The organism is Flavobacterium cerinum, from assembly GCF_004028155.1.
GTDB lineage: Bacteria > Bacteroidota > Bacteroidia > Flavobacteriales > Flavobacteriaceae > Flavobacterium > Flavobacterium cerinum.
In genome coordinates, this window is the sequence record NZ_SBII01000003.1 from 314,071 (window position 1) to 330,950 (window position 16,880).

General features: G+C 37.3%; 15 protein-coding genes. 12 read left to right on the forward strand and 3 right to left on the reverse strand.

Features of this window, described 5'->3' with window-relative positions:
* The first annotated feature begins 203 nt into the window (after positions 1 to 203).
* The 10 genes from rplS (at position 204) to EPI11_RS06705 (ending at position 12,445) form a co-directional block, all read left to right on the forward strand.
* Positions 204 to 557, forward strand: coding sequence for a 50S ribosomal protein L19 (rplS, locus tag EPI11_RS06660; RefSeq protein WP_128389163.1), 354 nt, complete (start codon positions 204 to 206; stop codon positions 555 to 557).
* 121 nt (positions 558 to 678) lie between these two features.
* Entirely contained in the window at positions 679 to 903 is a 225-nt protein-coding gene (locus tag EPI11_RS06665) for a hypothetical protein (protein WP_128389164.1), read from the forward strand.
* Between the two features lie 278 nt (positions 904 to 1,181).
* On the forward strand, positions 1,182 to 3,407 hold the full coding sequence (locus EPI11_RS06670) for an NADP-dependent isocitrate dehydrogenase (protein WP_128389165.1): 2,226 nt from the start codon (positions 1,182 to 1,184) through the stop codon (positions 3,405 to 3,407).
* 687 nt (positions 3,408 to 4,094) lie between these two features.
* On the forward strand, positions 4,095 to 6,473 hold the full coding sequence (locus EPI11_RS06675; RefSeq protein ID WP_128389166.1) for a TonB-dependent receptor: 2,379 nt from the start codon (positions 4,095 to 4,097) through the stop codon (positions 6,471 to 6,473).
* 38 nt (positions 6,474 to 6,511) lie between these two features.
* The gene (locus tag EPI11_RS06680; protein WP_128389167.1) at positions 6,512 to 7,339 is read left to right on the forward strand and encodes a DUF4249 family protein; all 828 of its coding nucleotides are present in this window, start codon (positions 6,512 to 6,514) and stop codon (positions 7,337 to 7,339) included.
* A gap of 114 nt (positions 7,340 to 7,453) precedes the next feature.
* Positions 7,454 to 8,278: a DUF4249 domain-containing protein gene (locus EPI11_RS06685; RefSeq protein WP_128389168.1), complete on the forward strand. Its 825-nt coding sequence runs from the start codon at positions 7,454 to 7,456 to the stop codon at positions 8,276 to 8,278.
* A 157-nt stretch (positions 8,279 to 8,435) separates the two neighbouring features.
* A complete protein-coding gene (locus tag EPI11_RS06690; protein ID WP_128389169.1) occupies positions 8,436 to 9,098 on the forward strand; it encodes a thiamine diphosphokinase in 663 nt (220 codons plus the stop codon).
* Between the two features lie 86 nt (positions 9,099 to 9,184).
* Positions 9,185 to 11,170 carry an excinuclease ABC subunit UvrB gene (gene uvrB / locus EPI11_RS06695; RefSeq protein WP_128389170.1) on the forward strand — a complete coding sequence of 662 codons (1,986 nt, stop codon included), beginning with the start codon at positions 9,185 to 9,187 and terminating at the stop codon, positions 11,168 to 11,170.
* Between the two features lie 5 nt (positions 11,171 to 11,175).
* Positions 11,176 to 11,946 carry a hypothetical protein gene (locus EPI11_RS06700; protein WP_128389171.1) on the forward strand — a complete coding sequence of 257 codons (771 nt, stop codon included), beginning with the start codon at positions 11,176 to 11,178 and terminating at the stop codon, positions 11,944 to 11,946.
* A gap of 37 nt (positions 11,947 to 11,983) precedes the next feature.
* Complete coding sequence (locus EPI11_RS06705) at positions 11,984 to 12,445, forward strand: GyrI-like domain-containing protein (protein WP_128389172.1); 462 nt, start codon at positions 11,984 to 11,986, stop codon at positions 12,443 to 12,445.
* A gap of 64 nt (positions 12,446 to 12,509) precedes the next feature.
* Here the strand turns inward: EPI11_RS06705 and EPI11_RS06710 are convergent, their stop codons facing one another.
* Complete coding sequence (locus tag EPI11_RS06710) at positions 12,510 to 12,842, reverse strand: YegP family protein (protein WP_128389173.1); 333 nt, start codon at positions 12,840 to 12,842, stop codon at positions 12,510 to 12,512.
* A gap of 206 nt (positions 12,843 to 13,048) precedes the next feature.
* On the opposite strand from EPI11_RS06710, the gene EPI11_RS06715 reads away from it, so the two are divergent.
* Entirely contained in the window at positions 13,049 to 14,926 is a 1,878-nt protein-coding gene (locus EPI11_RS06715) for a mechanosensitive ion channel domain-containing protein (protein WP_128389174.1), read from the forward strand.
* 29 nt (positions 14,927 to 14,955) lie between these two features.
* Here EPI11_RS06715 and EPI11_RS06720 read toward each other — a convergent pair whose 3' ends face one another.
* The gene (locus tag EPI11_RS06720; protein ID WP_128389175.1) at positions 14,956 to 15,519 is read right to left on the reverse strand and encodes a hypothetical protein; all 564 of its coding nucleotides are present in this window, start codon (positions 15,517 to 15,519) and stop codon (positions 14,956 to 14,958) included.
* Positions 15,520 to 15,538: 19 nt separating this feature from the next.
* Positions 15,539 to 15,991, reverse strand: a complete 453-nt coding sequence (locus tag EPI11_RS06725; protein WP_317125634.1) for a TerB family tellurite resistance protein — start codon at positions 15,989 to 15,991, stop codon at positions 15,539 to 15,541.
* 2 nt (positions 15,992 to 15,993) lie between these two features.
* Between EPI11_RS06725 and EPI11_RS06730 the strand changes: the two genes are divergently transcribed.
* A complete protein-coding gene (locus EPI11_RS06730) occupies positions 15,994 to 16,788 on the forward strand; it encodes an alpha/beta hydrolase (RefSeq protein ID WP_128389177.1) in 795 nt (264 codons plus the stop codon).
* The last annotated feature ends 92 nt before the right edge of the window (positions 16,789 to 16,880 follow it).

The following is a 16,880-nucleotide window of genomic DNA, read 5'->3' on the forward strand; positions in this document are numbered from 1 at the left end:
AGTTTCTGATCTGTAAAGTTTTTATAACTGCGCTTTCCAAAAAACAGCTATATTGTTAAAAATCAAAAACTTACCCAAATAAAACTTTAAACCTAAAACTTTTGTTACTTCAAAAAAATAATTATATTTGCACCCTATTTCGGATTAACCTCTGGCGATACTCGTGAATGTTGCTCTGAATCAATAATTTAAAAATAAAAATCATGTCTGATTTAGTAAAATTTGTACAAGACGAATTTGTAACAAAAAAAGATTTCCCTGAGTTTGGAGCTGGTGATACTATCACTGTGTACTACGAAATTAAAGAGGGTGAAAAAACTAGAACACAGTTCTTCAAAGGAGTTGTAATCCAAAAAAGAGGCGCTGGTATCACTCAAACTTTTACAATCCGTAAAATGTCAGGTGCTGTTGGTGTAGAGCGTATCTTCCCATTAAACATGCCTGCACTTCAAAAAGTTGAAGTTAACCAAAGAGGTAAAGTTAGAAGAGCTCGTATATTCTACTTCAGAGATCTTACTGGTAAAAAAGCTAAAATCAAAGAAAAAAGAAGAAGATAATCTTTTATCCAAGAATACATATAGAATCCCATGCATTGCATGGGATTTTTTTTGTACCCTATCCTAATTGATTAAGATGCTAAACGATATGCTGCCTCGGTATATTTTAGTACTTTTGGGCATGGATCCAATTTTTATAAAAATAGCCGATATACGCGGTGGTGTACACTTTGTAAACATCAAGCATATCTATGAGGTTGAAGAAGTTGTAAGCGCAAAAGCAAAGCTTACACACGTAAGATACTACTCTATCCCTGACTGTAAAGGACAAATAAACAAGGTAATCACCAAAGAGTTTACCAATGTTTTATTGGAAAGGATAAACCAGCTGAAAGAAAAGCCATAAAAGTATTGGCCTTTCTATTACTATTCGGCAATCTGACATATCCTTATTCTGAGCTTTAAAAACTTTGTAATTCGTAAAATTTCAAACGTTTTTTTACCATTTTACAAACAACCTATTACGTTAGATTTCCCTATATTTGCGAGCCTTGCTTTTTCATTGGGCAAACTTTAGCTTATGCTAAACGGCCTATCTGTAAGCAACTCAAACAAACAGATATAACTTATTAATAATCAGCCTTTCGGCAGGTTTGCTGAAAGGGTCATTAAAAACTTGAAAAAATGTCCAAAACATCAAAAATCATTTATACGATAACTGATGAAGCCCCTATGCTGGCTACCCATTCTTTCCTTCCAATTGTTCAGGCCTTTACTGCACCTGCTGGAATAGAGGTTGAAACACGTGATATCTCTCTTGCCGGAAGGATACTTGCTAATTTCCCTGAACACCTTACAGATGATCAAAAAGTAGGTGATGCACTTACCGAACTTGGTAATCTTGCAAACACTCCGGAAGCAAACATTATTAAATTACCTAACGTTTCTGCTTCTGTACCACAATTAAAAACAGCTATTAAAGAGCTACAGGAACAAGGTTACAACATTCCTGATTTCCCGGAAGACCCAAAAACGGACGAGGAAAAAGCTGTAAAAGCAAAATATGCTAAAGTTTTAGGATCGGCAGTTAACCCGGTATTACGCGAAGGAAACTCTGACCGTAGAGCTCCAAGAGCTGTTAAGAACTATGCTAAAGCACACCCTCACTCTATGGGCGCATGGAGCACTGACTCTAAAACACACGTTGCCAGCATGGCAGAAGGTGATTTTTATGGCAGCGAAACATCAGTTACCATTAAAGACGCAACTGATGTTAGAATTGAATTTACCGCAAACGACGGTGCTGTTACCGTTCTTAAAGCAAGTACACCACTTAAAGCAGGCGAGATCATTGATAGCTCTGCATTAAGCATTAAAAAATTAAAAGATTTTATCGCTAAAGAAGTTATCGATGCTAAAAGCAAAGGTGTATTATTCTCTGTACACTTAAAAGCAACAATGATGAAGGTATCAGACCCTATCATCTTTGGTGCTATAGTAGAAGTATTCTTTAAAGATGTATTTGAAAAATATGCAGCTCTGTTTGCTGAACTAGGTGTTGATACCCGTAACGGTCTTGGTGATGTTTATGCTAAAATAGCAGGAAATGCTAAAGAAGCTGAAGTTAAAGCTGCTATTGACGAAGTTTACAAAAACGGTCCTGCTATCGCTATGGTAAACTCTGATAACGGAATTACCAACCTGCACGTACCAAGTGACGTTATTGTAGATGCTTCTATGCCTGCAATGATCCGTACATCAGGGCAAATGTGGAATGCTGCCGGTAAAGGTCAGGACACTAAAGCAATCATCCCGGACAGAAGTTACTCTGGCGTATATGTTGCAACTATCGATTTCTGTAAAAAACATGGTGCATTTAACCCTGCAACAATGGGAAGTGTACCAAACGTAGGTCTTATGGCTCAAAAAGCTGAAGAATACGGATCTCACGATAAAACGTTCCAGTTAACAGCTAATGGAGTTGTTAAAGTAATTGACAACAACAGCGGTACTGTATTAATGGTGCAAAACGTTGAAGCTGGTGATATTTTCAGAATGTGTCAGACTAAAGATGCTCCTATTCAGGACTGGGTTAAACTTGCCGTTAACAGAGCAAGATTATCTGCTACTCCGGCTATTTTCTGGTTAGACGAGAACAGAGCACACGATGTACAGATCATCAACAAAGTAAACACTTACTTAAAAGACCACGATACAAACGGATTAGACATAAGAATCATGAACCCTGTTGATGCTACTAACTTTACGTTAGAAAGAATCATTAAAGGTGAAGATACGATCTCTGTAACAGGAAACGTATTGCGTGATTACCTAACAGACCTTTTCCCTATCCTTGAACTTGGTACTTCTGCAAAAATGCTTTCTATCGTTCCATTAATGAACGGTGGTGGTTTATTTGAAACCGGTGCCGGAGGTTCTGCTCCAAAACATGTTCAGCAGTTTGTTGAAGAAGGTTACTTGCGTTGGGATTCTCTGGGTGAGTTCCTTGCTCTTGGGGTATCTTTAGAGCATTTAGGACAGTCTTTAGGTAATACTAAAGCATTAGTTCTATCTGAAACACTTGATGCTGCAAACGAGAAATTCCTTGAAAATGATAAATCTCCTGCCCGTAAAGTAGGACAGATCGATAACCGTGGCTCTCATTTTTACCTTGCTCTTTACTGGGCTCAAGCACTTGCTGCTCAAAATAAAGATGCAGAATTGAAAGCTAAATTTGAACCAATTGCTGCGGCTCTTAGTGAAAATGAAGCTAAAATTGATGCTGAACTTATCGGAGCACAAGGTAAATCTCAGGAAATAGGCGGTTACTACCACCCTGACTTTAAGCTTACTGACAAAGCAATGCGACCAAGTGATACATTGAATGCAATTTTAGCGAAACTGGCTTAAGCCTTTACCCGCTAACAACTATACAAAAGCTATCCCAAATGGGATAGCTTTTTTTTTACCGCAGAAAATATACTGATAATTCAGTATTGCCGATGCTGCCTGAAAAGGTTTGCTTTGCATTAAAAATAACCTCCCTATTCATTTTGATGAATGCTTTATCCCCGTTTATTTACATTTTGAAAGTATTTGGGTGCCGTTTGTCAAAAACAAAATATTTATTACTCTCATTTATAGTAGATTTACCACATAATAATAGAGCCCTAAATAGCATTTTGAAAATTTTTTAAAAAAAATGAAAAAGGACATAGGGGTAAAATAGAAATCGGTTGTATTACTACTATAGCAACAGTTCAATCATCAATTAAACAAAACACATCATGATCTTACAGCAAAAAGTACCTGAAATGAATGTTAGCCAGTTAATGCTACGAAAAACTAAAAAAAGACCTATACTTATCAATGAAGTAAGCGAACAACAAGAACTCATAGAACATAAAAAATTATAAAAAGAGAATCGTAGCCTTTTTCGTTAAAAACAGCAGACCCTGTAACATATAGTACTATTTCACGTCTTACTGCGTTATCAGGTTTGTCAGATAAATTAACACAAAAAAGAGATTACGGTTCGTTCTAAAATTTCACAACGTAAAGTTCAATCATCAATAAATCAAATCAAACAACCACATCATGATTTTACAAAAAAAAGGATATCTCACGATGCTCCTTCTACTGATCTTTAGTACTGTGTTTGCACAGGAAAAATTCACTCTTAGCGGTACCATTGCCGATGACAGTAGTAATGAAACACTTATTGGAGCTAGTGTTTATATTAAAGAACTTCAAAAAGGTGTTACTACAAACGAGTATGGTTTCTATTCCATTTCACTCCCGGCAGGCACCTATACAGTACAAATTAGCTATGTAAGCTTTGCAACAAAAGAGGAAACTATAGAATTAAAGAGTAACGTGCGTAAAAATGTTAACCTTAGTACAAATAGTGAAGAATTACAGGAAGTTGTAATCTCGGACAACCGAAAAAGAGCCGAAATAAGAAGGCCGGAAATGAGTGTTAACCGAATGACTGCAGAAGAAATTAAGAAAATGCCTGTAGTAATGGGCGAAGTTGACGTACTGAAGTCGATCCTGCAGTTACCGGGTGTTACAAATGCCGGTGAAGGATCTTCAGGCTTTAACGTACGTGGTGGATCTGCAGACCAGAATCTTATATTATTAGATGAAGCTACTATTTTTAATTCTTCCCACCTTTTCGGATTCTTTTCTGTTTTCAATGCCGATGCAATTAAAGACATGAAACTATACAAAGGAGGCATTCCTGCCCGTTATGGAGGAAGGTTATCTTCTGTATTGGATATCTACCAGAAAGAAGGTAATAAAAAAGAATACCATATGACTGGTGGTATTGGAGCAATATCCAGTAGGATATTAGCCGAAGGTCCTATCGTAAAAGACAGAGGTTCATTTCTTATAGGTGGTAGAGCATCATATGCCCACCTTTTCCTTAAACTGGCAAACAACGACAACTCGGCTTACTTTTATGACCTTAATACTAAACTGAGCTACAAATTAAACGATAACAATAATATTTACTTGTCGGGGTATTTTGGGCGTGACCTTTTCGACATCAGCAACAGTTTTACCAATGTATATGGTAATGCCGTATTGAACCTTCGCTGGAACCACCTGTTTAATGACAGGCTATTCTCTAACATGAGTATGATATACAGTGACTACTACTATGGCTTAGAACTTGGATTTATTGGACTTAAATGGGATTCAGGTATTAAGAACTACAACTTTAAATATGACCTTAAACATTATCTTACAGATAAGTTTAAGCTTAATTATGGCCTTAACGCGATCTATTATGATTTTAACCCGGGAACAGTATCACCAACCGGTAAAGATTCTGCAATTAATCATGATCAGTTAGAGAAAAAATATGCTTTTGAGCCAGCCTTATATATTGATGCAGAACATCAACTTACTGAGAACTTAACAGTCAGCTACGGTCTTCGTTACAGTATGTTCTATCGTTTGGGTTCACAAAACATGAATACTTATGCTAACAACCAGCCGGTAGCGTTTGACGATGAACTAAAAATATACGAGAAAGCCACACCTACAGGTACACAACATTATGGCAGCGGTAAAACCATTGCCGATTTTAATAACCTTGAACCTCGAGTAGGTGTAGCTTATAGACTGGACGATAGTCAGTCAGTTAAGGCAAGCTATAACCGTATGGCACAATACCTGCACCTTATAACAAATACCTCATCACCTACTCCACTGGACGTATGGGCACCGAGTGATAACTTTATAAAACCAGAGTTATTGGATCAGGTAGCAGTAGGATATTTTAAAAACTTTAAAGACGACAACTATACTCTTGAAGTAGAAACGTTTTATAAAAAAGTAAAAAACAAAATTGACTATATAGACGGCGCAGACCTGATTGCCAACAAAGCTATTGAACAGGTTGTTCTTAATGGCCGTGCAAGATCATACGGACTTGAAGTATTATTACGTAAAAACACAGGGAAATTTACAGGATGGCTATCTTACACTTTATCACGTACTGAGCAGCAAACTCCGGGTAGAGCTCCTGGTGAAACTGGCATAAACAATGGCAACTGGTACCGTGCTGGTTATGACAAGCTTCATAACATATCAATTACAGGTGCTTATCAGCACACAGAAAAATGGTCTTTTGGAGCAATATTCGCACTACAATCAGGTCAGCCGGCAACATTTCCAGAAGGATACTACCAATATGGTGATGTGAACGTACCAGTTTATGGAGACAGAAATGGTGACCGTTTACCAATGTACCACCACTTAGATGTTTCAGCAACATATACTCCAAAACCTGATAAGAAAAAAGGATGGCAGGGTGAATGGGTATTCAGTATCTACAACCTATATAACAGACAAAATACTGCATCTATGACCTTTAGACAAAATGATAAGACAGGAGCAAACGAGGCAAGCAGGCTGTCTATCTTCGGAATGATCCCAAGTGTAACCTACAACTTTAAATTTTAGTCACCCCCATCATCCAAAAGGGTAAAAAACATACCACAATGAAAAATATAAAATATATACTTTTAATTCTAACAGCTGTATTCTTTACAGCATGTGAGAAAGTTGTTGACGTAGATCTTGATACTGCAGCACCACGACTGGTAGTAGATGCATCGATCAACTGGCTAAAAGGAACTGACGGCAGTCAGCAAAAAATAAAGCTAACAACCACTACAGGATATTACAGTAAAGACATTCCAATAGTATCTGGAGCAACAGTGTTTATTACCAACACCACTACTAATACTGTTTTTAACTTTACTGAAACTGCAGGTACAGGAGAATACTTTTGTAATAACTTTCTACCTGTAATAAACAACACCTATGTATTAACCGTAATGCATAATGGAGAAACGTATAATGCCACAGAAAAACTATATGCAGTTCCAAAAATATCGCGCGTCATTCAGGATAACGAAGGCGGCTTTTTAAATGAAGATATTGAAATACGTTTCTTCTTTATGGACAATCCTGCTGAAAACAACTTTTATCTGATTCGCTATGATACTGATGTATTACCATATGCTGATTATAATGTACTGGACGATGAGTTCTTTCAGGGAAATGAAATGTTTGACTTTATAGACAATGAAGATTTTAAAGCCGGTGATGTTGTTGGCCTTAATCTATACGGTATCTCTGAAAGGTATAACAATTATATGTCGATAGTAATATCCATGGTTGAAGGTGGTGCCGGCAGCGGACCATTTCAAACGCCTCCTGTTAATGTTCGTGGTAATATGGTAAACCAAACGAACAGTAAAAATTTTGCTTACGGTTACTTCCGTCTTAGCGAAAGCGATAAGTTGGAGTACACAATACAATAATAATTAGCCAGAATAATTTAAATCCACCCAAAAGGGTGGATTTTTTCATGTATCAAACTGTAAACCAAATATGTGAAGTTTTGTTTTCACTATATTTGGAATAAATTGCTGCTGATGAAAAAAGTTTTATTCATTCTCTCACTCATTCTCTCACTTTTGTTTATATCCTGTGAAGAAGTTGTCCATATCGATATGGATACCGCAGAGCCAAAATTAGTTGTTGATGCTTCATTAAACTGGTTAAAAGGTAGTAAAGGAAATTATCAGGTTATAAAGCTAAGTACTACAACCAGCTTTTACAGTAAAGTGATTCCTCCGGTTGCAGGAGCAACTGTTTATATAACCAATCCTAAAGGCAGGATATTTAGATTTAAAGAATTTGAAGGCTATGAAGGCTCCTATGTCTGCGATTATTTTCTACCTGTAATAAACCAAACTTATACTCTTACTGTAGTTTACAATGACCAGACTTATACTGCGATCGAAACCATGCTGCCGGTACCTGATCTTTTAGATGTAGATCAACAGTTAGACGGGTCTATAATAGATAAAGACCTAATGACGATAAAAGCCTATTTTAATGACCCTGCCGGTGAAAACAATTTCTATTTGAACCGTTTTATAAGAAATGGAAAGACAGGACAGTCTGCAGTATTTAATGATCGTTTTGTAAACGGAAACTACACGAATACTGTAAGGATTTTTGATGACCTTGTTAAAGACGACCAAATAAGAATTGAGCTATACGGCATCTCTTCTCAACATTATGACTACATGAGTAAAATTTTCTCCATGATATCAGAAGGAAATAAGGGTCCATTCGAAGTGCCACCATCACAGGTTCGGGGTAATATGATTAATCAAAGTGCTGCTTCTAATTTCGCTTATGGATATTTCCGCCTCTCTCAGGTTTCGACAATAGAGTATGTAGTACGATAAAACCTTTATTACTCCTAAAACCATAAGAGTAAAGTTCTAAAGTCAGCATTTGCTACTATAATTTATACTAAATTTGTAAAGGATCAATCGGTAAATCAGGTTGATCCTTTTTTAAGGGCCTACTACCTTATGACTTTGTAAACTTTAGCCTCACTTTATGTCATCACACCACATTGTTCGCGACGACCAGGAACCAGCATTAATAATTGCTAATGGTGCAGCCTGCAGTAAAGAGCTGTTAGGTCAATTACTGGAATGGTCTCCCCTTGTTGTTGTATTGGATAGTGCCATAGAACGTGTCATGGAGCTGGGTATTAAAGTAGATGTACTGCTGGGCGATTTCGATCGGGGTTTTGACCCCGAATACTATCGGGACATGCAGTATCCGTTGGAAATTGTACATACTCCCGACCAGGATAAAACAGATCTCGAAAAAGCCTTAGATTACCTCATAGAACGTAAATTTCCTGCTGCTAATGTAATATGGGCAACCGGACGCCGTGCCGACCATACTATTACCAATATTACAAACATAGTTCGTTACCGGGATCTCATCAAAATCGTGGTCCTGGATGATCATTCTAAAATATTCCTGTTACAGCAAAAGTTTGAAAAATGGTATCCTGCGGGTACCCCCCTGTCGCTTATTCCAATCGGAAAGGTAAAAGGTATCAGCAGTAAGAATTTAAAGTACCAACTGGATAATGACGAACTTACTATAGGCTATCGCACCGGAAGCAGCAATGAAGCCCTGAATGATGGTATCGTTATGATCGAACATCAGGAAGGCGACCTGCTAATGATGGAATGCTATGACTAAACACCTCTGTTAACACTTCTCTAAAACCCAATACGACCACTGCCAACTGGATACTAATTATTATATTTGTAGAAAAGCAGAATAGAATGAAATTCAAGGTAGTATCGGATTACCAGCCTATGGGCGACCAGCCCGAAGCAATAAAACGACTGAGTGCAGGACTTAACGAAGGCGAACGTTTCCAAACCCTATTAGGGGTTACGGGATCGGGTAAGACATTTACCATGGCCAATGTTATCCAGGAAGTACAAAAACCCACACTGGTACTGGCACATAATAAAACGCTTGCAGCACAGCTGTATAGTGAATTCAAGCAGTTTTTTCCTGAAAATGCTGTAGAATATTTTGTATCTTACTACGACTACTACCAACCCGAAGCCTATATTCCAGTAACAGGAACCTATATAGAAAAAGACCTTTCCATTAATGAGGAACTGGAAAAAATGCGTCTTAGCACTACCTCATCTCTACTCTCGGGTAGACGTGATATTATCGTGATTGCCTCGGTTTCCTGCCTTTACGGTATTGGTAACCCCGTAGAATTCCAAAAGAACGTAATCTCGATACAGCGTCATCAAATGATCTCGCGCACCAAGCTTTTACATCGTTTGGTACAAAGTCTTTACTCCCGTACAGAGGCCGATTTTACACCCGGTACTTTTCGCATAAAAGGTGATATTGTAGAAGTATTTCCAAGCTATGGTGATGAGCCGTTCAGAATCCACTTTTTTGGAGATGAAATTGAAGAAATTGAAGCTTTTGATGCCAAAACAGCGAAAGTGATTGAGAAATACGAACAACTGAACATCTACCCTGCCAATATGTTTGTTACAAGTCCGGATATATTGCAAAATGCCATTTGGGACATACAGCAGGATCTGGTAAAACAAGTAGAATATTTTAAACAAATAGGCAAACACTTAGAGGCAAAACGCCTTGAAGAACGTACTAACTTTGACCTCGAAATGATTCGAGAATTGGGCTACTGCTCCGGTATCGAGAACTATTCCCGTTACCTGGATCGCAGGCTTCCGGGTACACGTCCGTTCTGTCTATTGGATTATTTTCCTAAAGACTACCTTATGGTGATCGACGAAAGTCACGTAACCGTATCGCAGGTACATGCTATGTATGGCGGCGACCGCTCGCGTAAAGAGAACCTTGTAGAATTTGGATTTAGATTACCGGCTGCAATGGACAACCGTCCGCTTAAGTTCGAGGAATTCGAGGCCATGCAGAATCAGGTTGTGTACGTAAGTGCTACCCCTGCCGACTATGAACTTCAAAAAAGTGGTGGTGTCTATGTAGAACAGGTAATACGTCCAACAGGACTGCTTGACCCTGTTATCGAAATACGCCCAAGTCTTAACCAGATAGACGATCTTATCGAAGAAATACAGCTGCGCGTTGAAGTAGACGAACGTGTATTGGTAACAACTCTTACCAAACGTATGGCCGAAGAGCTTGCTAAATACCTGACCAAACTATCAATTCGCTGTAGATATATCCACTCTGAGGTAGATACCCTGGAACGTGTAGAGATTATGCAGGATTTACGTAAAGGTATTTTCGATGTACTTATAGGCGTCAACCTTTTACGTGAAGGACTCGATCTACCTGAAGTATCATTGGTAGCCATACTGGATGCCGATAAGGAAGGATTTTTACGAAGCACCCGATCGCTAACCCAAACTGTAGGTCGTGCTGCCCGTAACGTAAATGGAAAAGCAATAATGTATGCCGACAGAATTACCGACAGTATGCAGCGCACCATAGACGAAACCAACTACAAACGTGAAAAACAGCACAACTATAATGTACTGCACGGTCGTGTACCAATGGCATTGAACAAAAAGATAGAGAAAAACACCTTAGGTAAAAGCAACGCTTATAAGATTGAACATGCACCTAAAATCGCTGCCGAACCCGATACTACTTACATGGCAAAAGGCGATATCGAAAAGATAATACGTGACAAACGCAAAAACATGGAGAAAGCAGCCAAAGACCTTGATTTCCTGCAGGCAGCCAAACTAAGGGATGAAATTAAAGTATTACAGGAGAAGATATAATTAAAATGACAAAATTTGATACAAAAGAAACATTGGTTAGTATTGCTAAAACTGGATTTAGTACTATTCCTTTTGCCGGTACAGCTCTAACAGAGTTAGTTTTTGATTATAATGGCCGAGTAAAACAAAATCGTTTAAATAAGTTTATAGAAATATTAGCCAAAAGTATAACTCAAGAAACCGATGTAAATATTGATAATATAAAAACAGAGGATTTTAGTGATTTATTTGAATCTATTTTAAAGAGAGTAGTTACAACAAAATCTGAGGAAAAACTCAATCGTTTCAAAGATATCATTGTACAAGAGTTAAATAATCCAACAAATGAGACTGAATTATTAGACTTATATTTGGACTTAATTACCATATTGTCAGAAAAAGAACTTTTTATTTTATTTGAGCATAGGCATTTTAATAGCAAATTTCAGAGAGAAACTAATAAAAAAAGAGAACTTGAAAGGGAACTATCTAGTATTTTAGAAGAACAAAAAAAAGAGAATTTTATTACCGAAAATTCTAAAGTTGAAAGTTTAGAAGGAAAATTAAAAGTTGAAATTAAGGAACTAAAAGAAAAACTAGATCCTCTGAAAAAAAATCGTAAAGCTGATCATTATGGTATTACCAACCAAAAATTTATGTTTCACAAACAACGTCTTTACTCGAAGGGTCTCTTATTAGATTATGGAATTGGTAGTATTGGCTATAAAGCTTTTGAAATAATGAGTATTACAGAGTTTGGGGAAGAATTCCTTGGATTCATTATGTCAAATAATTGATAAACTTTTCTAATACTCAATTTAAAATCAAACAAAAATGCAATTAATAAAACAACCACAATTCAAACTGATAGGTCTTAATTTAGGCAAAAAGACAACCAACGAAAACGAACAGGCAGGTATTGACTGTGGCAGCCTTTGGCAGCGTTTTGAAACAGAAGGTGTTTATGCAAAAATCCCAAACAAGCTTACAGAAGAAGTTGTTGCCGTTTATTTCGATTATGATGGCGACCATACCCAACCCTACTCCTATTTCATTGGCTGTAAAGTAAGTGAAGATACCCAAACACCGGAAGGATTGGACAGTTTAGTGATACCGGAGCAGGACTATCAAAAAATAGTAGCAAAAGGCCAAATGCCTAATTGTATAGCTGAGGCATGGAGAAGCATTTGGAAATCAGGAATGGACAGACCTTACACCTATGACTTTGAAGTATATGGCTCACGAAGTCACGACTGGAACAATGCTGAAGTAGACATTTTTCTGGCCGTAAAATAAATGAAAAACCATCTTAATCATTGCCTAATAGAAATGATTAAGATGGTTTTTAGTTTTTTGGAAATTAGGCTGTCTGGTCGTCAATAGTAGCGGTAGGTGCATTCGTTTTTACAGATTCGATTCCGTTATCTCTTGCCGAAGTACTTTCATACATTTCACTGGTACCAATGATTTGTCCGTTTGTGGCTTTCAGGTTAAAGTAAGGCTTTCCGTTTTTTGCTGTCAGTTTATCAAACTGAGAATCATCCTGAGAATTTTTCTTAACAGACTCAATTCCCTTCTCACATCCAGACTTAGAAGAATATCCTTCGCTTGCAAGGATTCCCTGGCCATTCCCTGCTTTTAAGTTGAACTGAAATTCACCATTTGCTCTCTTGGTAATTACAAATTTTCCCATGTTTTAATTGGTTTTAAATTATTAAGGTTGATTATAATATAAAACTTATACAATAAGTTAGTATGAAAATTACGGGTTTTATTAAATACTGTTAAAAAAATAACATTTTTTTAAGACTTTTAAGCTACAAAACCAACTCACTATCACTCTTTTAGCAATCAGAATTTTCATATATTTATACGTTATCTGTAACTAATATTTGTATAATGAAAAAAAATTACCATGCTGCTTTCGTTTTTATTGTCTTGTTGTTTTCAACAATGGTATTTGCGCAAAAAGACAGTCTTGCAGTACACAATGATTCCATCAATGCTGCAACGCTCGACGCTTATAATACCAAAATTGCATTAATAGAACAGCAGCGTGTAGCAGATTCTGTGAAGCGTGCTGCGCTCGAAAAGCAATTATTATCCCTAAAAACAACCGATAACCTTAAGAAAGAAGAGTTACAGCAAAAGCTTCAGGAACTAAACGACCGCGATGCAAAAAGGCTGGCAGCAAAAAAGGCTGAGATCGATGCCTTAAGAGCCAAAGCCAAACCATATCCAGTAACAGGATTTTTTAACGATACGTTATTTTCCATTTATACCAAACAAGGCAGTTTCTCTGCTATGGAGAGGGCCCACGCCATTACCGGCCGTATAAAAGCACTGGGAGAAAACTATAAGTTTAAAGCCGATTCACTTGTTATCACTGAAGCAGAATCCACTATAGACCTAATGTATAGCGAAAATACTATTATTAGTATTTCAGAAAACGATGCCCTTTGGAACAATACTACCAAACAGGAACTTGCAAAAGTCTATAAAAAAATAATTGCCGACGAGATTACCCAATACCGCAAAGAAACCAGTTTTAGTACCTTAGTAAAAGAAGTGGGGCTTGCACTACTAGTAATTAGCCTGTTAGGTCTTTTGATCTATTTTTCAAATAAACTTTTCAGATGGACTGCTACAAAGATCCAGGGACAACAGGACAAAAAAATTAAAGGCATCAAAATTAAAAACTATGAATTATTTGATGCAGGAAGGCAGGTAAGAGTACTCATCATGCTTAACACGCTTGTAAAATGGATGTTCATCCTTCTATTGATCTACATTACTTTACCAATACTTTTTGGCATTTTCCCATGGACAGAGAATTTTGCCGATGCCTTATTCGGTTATATACTTAATCCGGTTAAAAAAATCGCTTTCGGATTCTGGAATTACCTGCCTAACCTTATCACCATTATTGTTTTGGTTGTAGTATTCAGGTACATCTTAAAATTTGCACGTTTCCTAAAAACAGAGATTGCGAGAGGAAACTTAACCATTAATGGCTTTTATCCGGACTGGGCCAACCCTACCTATCAAATACTTCGTGTTCTAATATTAGCTTTCCTTGTAGTCGTAATTTTTCCCTACCTGCCCGGCAGTGACTCTCCCATTTTTCAGGGAATATCGGTATTTCTTGGATTCTTATTCACATTTGGTTCTATGGGGTCACTATCCAATATCATGGCCGGACTGGTTCTTACCTATATGCGCGTATTCAAAATTAACGATAGGGTAAAAATCGGTGAGGTTGTGGGTGATGTTATCGAAAAATCGCTTCTGGTTACCCGTATACGTACCATTAAAAATGAGATTATTTCGATTCCCAACTCAACGGTAATGAGCAGCCACACTATTAATTACAGCAGTGATACAGTAGAAAAGGGACTGATACTTCATACAACCGTAACAATTGGTTATGATGTACCATGGAAAGACGTTTATCAGGCATTGATTACCGCTGCAGACAGAACCAATCTTCTTTTAAAAGAACCTAAACCCTTCGTTCTGCAAACCAGTCTTGATGATTTTTATGTAGGTTACCAAATCAATGCCTATACAAAAGAACCTAACAAACAGGCAGCCATTTATTCAGATCTCCATCAAAACATTCAGGACACCTTTAATGAAGCAGGAATCGAGATCATGTCACCTCATTACAGGGCGGCCCGTGACGGAAGCATGACAACCATACCGGCAGACTACTTAGCTAAAGACTATCAGGCGCCTCCTTTTAATGTAAATATTAAAGGAGATAAGAACCCTTAAATAAAAAAGGCTCCCTTATGGAGCCTTTTTTATTTACTTAATAACGGAACTATTTTTTCCTTCTGCATCTTAGTATCATCTTTCCAATCGTTATCCTTATTGTCTTTCCAGCTAGTAACTAAAATTACTTCTCCTGCTTTATTCAATAGGATATACTTTGAAAAGTCATCAATATTTTCAAATTGAGGCGGCGTTATCTCTGTCACAAACTTTTTATTCCTCTTTTTCAGCTTCTCACCATAAACAGCATCATTCAAAACAGCGACTTTTATGGTTGGATCCAGTTCTTTAATATGATGGTATGCCATCCGTACACGATCTGTAGTCATCCCATCCACAAGGAGAACATAAAAATCCAGATCATGTTGTTTAGCCAGTTTAATAGCTCCCGGTAAATGGAGTCGGCAAGGTTCACACCAAATACCAAACGTAAAAAACAACGTGTTCTTTTTATCTGAATTCTTAGCAAGAGTAGCAATGCTATTAGCGTCTACAGCGAAAATTTGATCTTTTGAAACTTCAGAAACAGAACTTTCCTGTGCCAGAGCACTGAATGCAGATACAAAAGCACATAGAAACAGTAGTTTTTTCATAATTGGTATAGGTTGATTGTTAGTTTTGTTGTGCCCTGAAAAGCGCCATTATAATATCCGGGTCGATCATCCCCGTTGGAGAACGCTTCATCTCTACTAACACACCTTTCATAGCAAAAGGGCTTAATCCCATATTGATACCCATTTCACGAATAGCTACCTGCTCGTTATCATGCAGTACACCATCGGCCTGCATTAATAATGCTAACCTATAAAACTGTAGTATACGCTGATGTTCTGACTTGATGATTACTTTTTTTGCCGCCTGGTCGAAAAGACTTTTAAAAACACTATCCTCAATCCTAAGCTGTGATGCCACTATGCTGAGAAACTGTAATTCACGTTCGTGTATCTCTCCGTCAATTCTGGCAAAGGCAATCATTTCAGACAATAGGCTTAATTTCTCTTCGTAAGTATTCATTGAATTGTTAATTTCAGCTAATTTATTCTTTTGACCTAAAAAAACAAACAAATATGAGCCATAAATTTTTAGTGCTTATTTTGTATCTTACCATTATGAATACAAATGCTCACGACGATAACCTTTCTAAAAACGTGTCGACATTTACCATTAATGCGCCACAGCTAAAAACCGAAAAGAAAATTTGGGTCTACCTCCCTGAGGACTATAACAATAGTACCAAAAAATATCCCGTTCTCTATATGCACGACGGACAAAACATCTTTGACGGAACCACAGCATTTTCAGGCAATTGGCGTATCGATGAGCAATTGGACAGCCTTAAAGCCAAAACAATAGTAATAGGCATTGAACATGGTGACGATAAACGTGTAGACGAGCTCAGCCCTTACATAAGCGAAAAGTATGGGGGCGGTAATGCTGATAATTACCTCGAATTCCTTGTAAACACTCTTAAAACCTATATTGATCAGAACTATCGTACCAAAAAGAATCGGGAAAACACGGCCATATTCGGGAGTTCTGTAGGCGGATTAGTTTCCTTCTATGCTATTTTAAAATATCCAAAAATATTTGGAAAAGCAGGTATCTTCTCCCCTTCATTTTGGTTTGGCGAAGAAATATACGATTTGGTACATAACACTCCTAAACTCGATGCCAAAATGTATTTTATGGCAGGAGACCATGAAAGTAATGACATGGTAGCCGACATGAATCGTATGGTAGGACTGGTATTAGACAAGATCAATAAGAAAAAAGTACACAAAAAAATAGTACACAATGGCAGGCACAATGAAACCCTTTGGGCCAAAGAGTTTGCTGAAGCCTATTTGTGGCTGATGGAATAATTCATTAGGTAGTATTTGAAGTTTTTAATCGGAATACACCTATTTGTAAACTATAATTTAACAGATAATAGCTCCAAGATTATTCAAATCAA

Coding starts and splice junctions, on each gene's coding strand:
- rplS (WP_128389163.1), top strand. CDS start 204: ATGTCTGATTTAGTAAAATTTGTACAAGACGAATTTGTAACAAAAAAA.
- EPI11_RS06665 (WP_128389164.1), top strand. CDS start 679: ATGGATCCAATTTTTATAAAAATAGCCGATATACGCGGTGGTGTACAC.
- EPI11_RS06670 (WP_128389165.1), top strand. CDS start 1,182: ATGTCCAAAACATCAAAAATCATTTATACGATAACTGATGAAGCCCCT.
- EPI11_RS06675 (WP_128389166.1), top strand. CDS start 4,095: ATGATTTTACAAAAAAAAGGATATCTCACGATGCTCCTTCTACTGATC.
- EPI11_RS06680 (WP_128389167.1), top strand. CDS start 6,512: ATGAAAAATATAAAATATATACTTTTAATTCTAACAGCTGTATTCTTT.
- EPI11_RS06685 (WP_128389168.1), top strand. CDS start 7,454: ATGAAAAAAGTTTTATTCATTCTCTCACTCATTCTCTCACTTTTGTTT.
- EPI11_RS06690 (WP_128389169.1), top strand. CDS start 8,436: ATGTCATCACACCACATTGTTCGCGACGACCAGGAACCAGCATTAATA.
- uvrB (WP_128389170.1), top strand. CDS start 9,185: ATGAAATTCAAGGTAGTATCGGATTACCAGCCTATGGGCGACCAGCCC.
- EPI11_RS06700 (WP_128389171.1), top strand. CDS start 11,176: ATGACAAAATTTGATACAAAAGAAACATTGGTTAGTATTGCTAAAACT.
- EPI11_RS06705 (WP_128389172.1), top strand. CDS start 11,984: ATGCAATTAATAAAACAACCACAATTCAAACTGATAGGTCTTAATTTA.
- EPI11_RS06710 (WP_128389173.1), bottom strand. CDS start 12,842: ATGGGAAAATTTGTAATTACCAAGAGAGCAAATGGTGAATTTCAGTTC.
- EPI11_RS06715 (WP_128389174.1), top strand. CDS start 13,049: ATGAAAAAAAATTACCATGCTGCTTTCGTTTTTATTGTCTTGTTGTTT.
- EPI11_RS06720 (WP_128389175.1), bottom strand. CDS start 15,519: ATGAAAAAACTACTGTTTCTATGTGCTTTTGTATCTGCATTCAGTGCT.
- EPI11_RS06730 (WP_128389177.1), top strand. CDS start 15,994: ATGAGCCATAAATTTTTAGTGCTTATTTTGTATCTTACCATTATGAAT.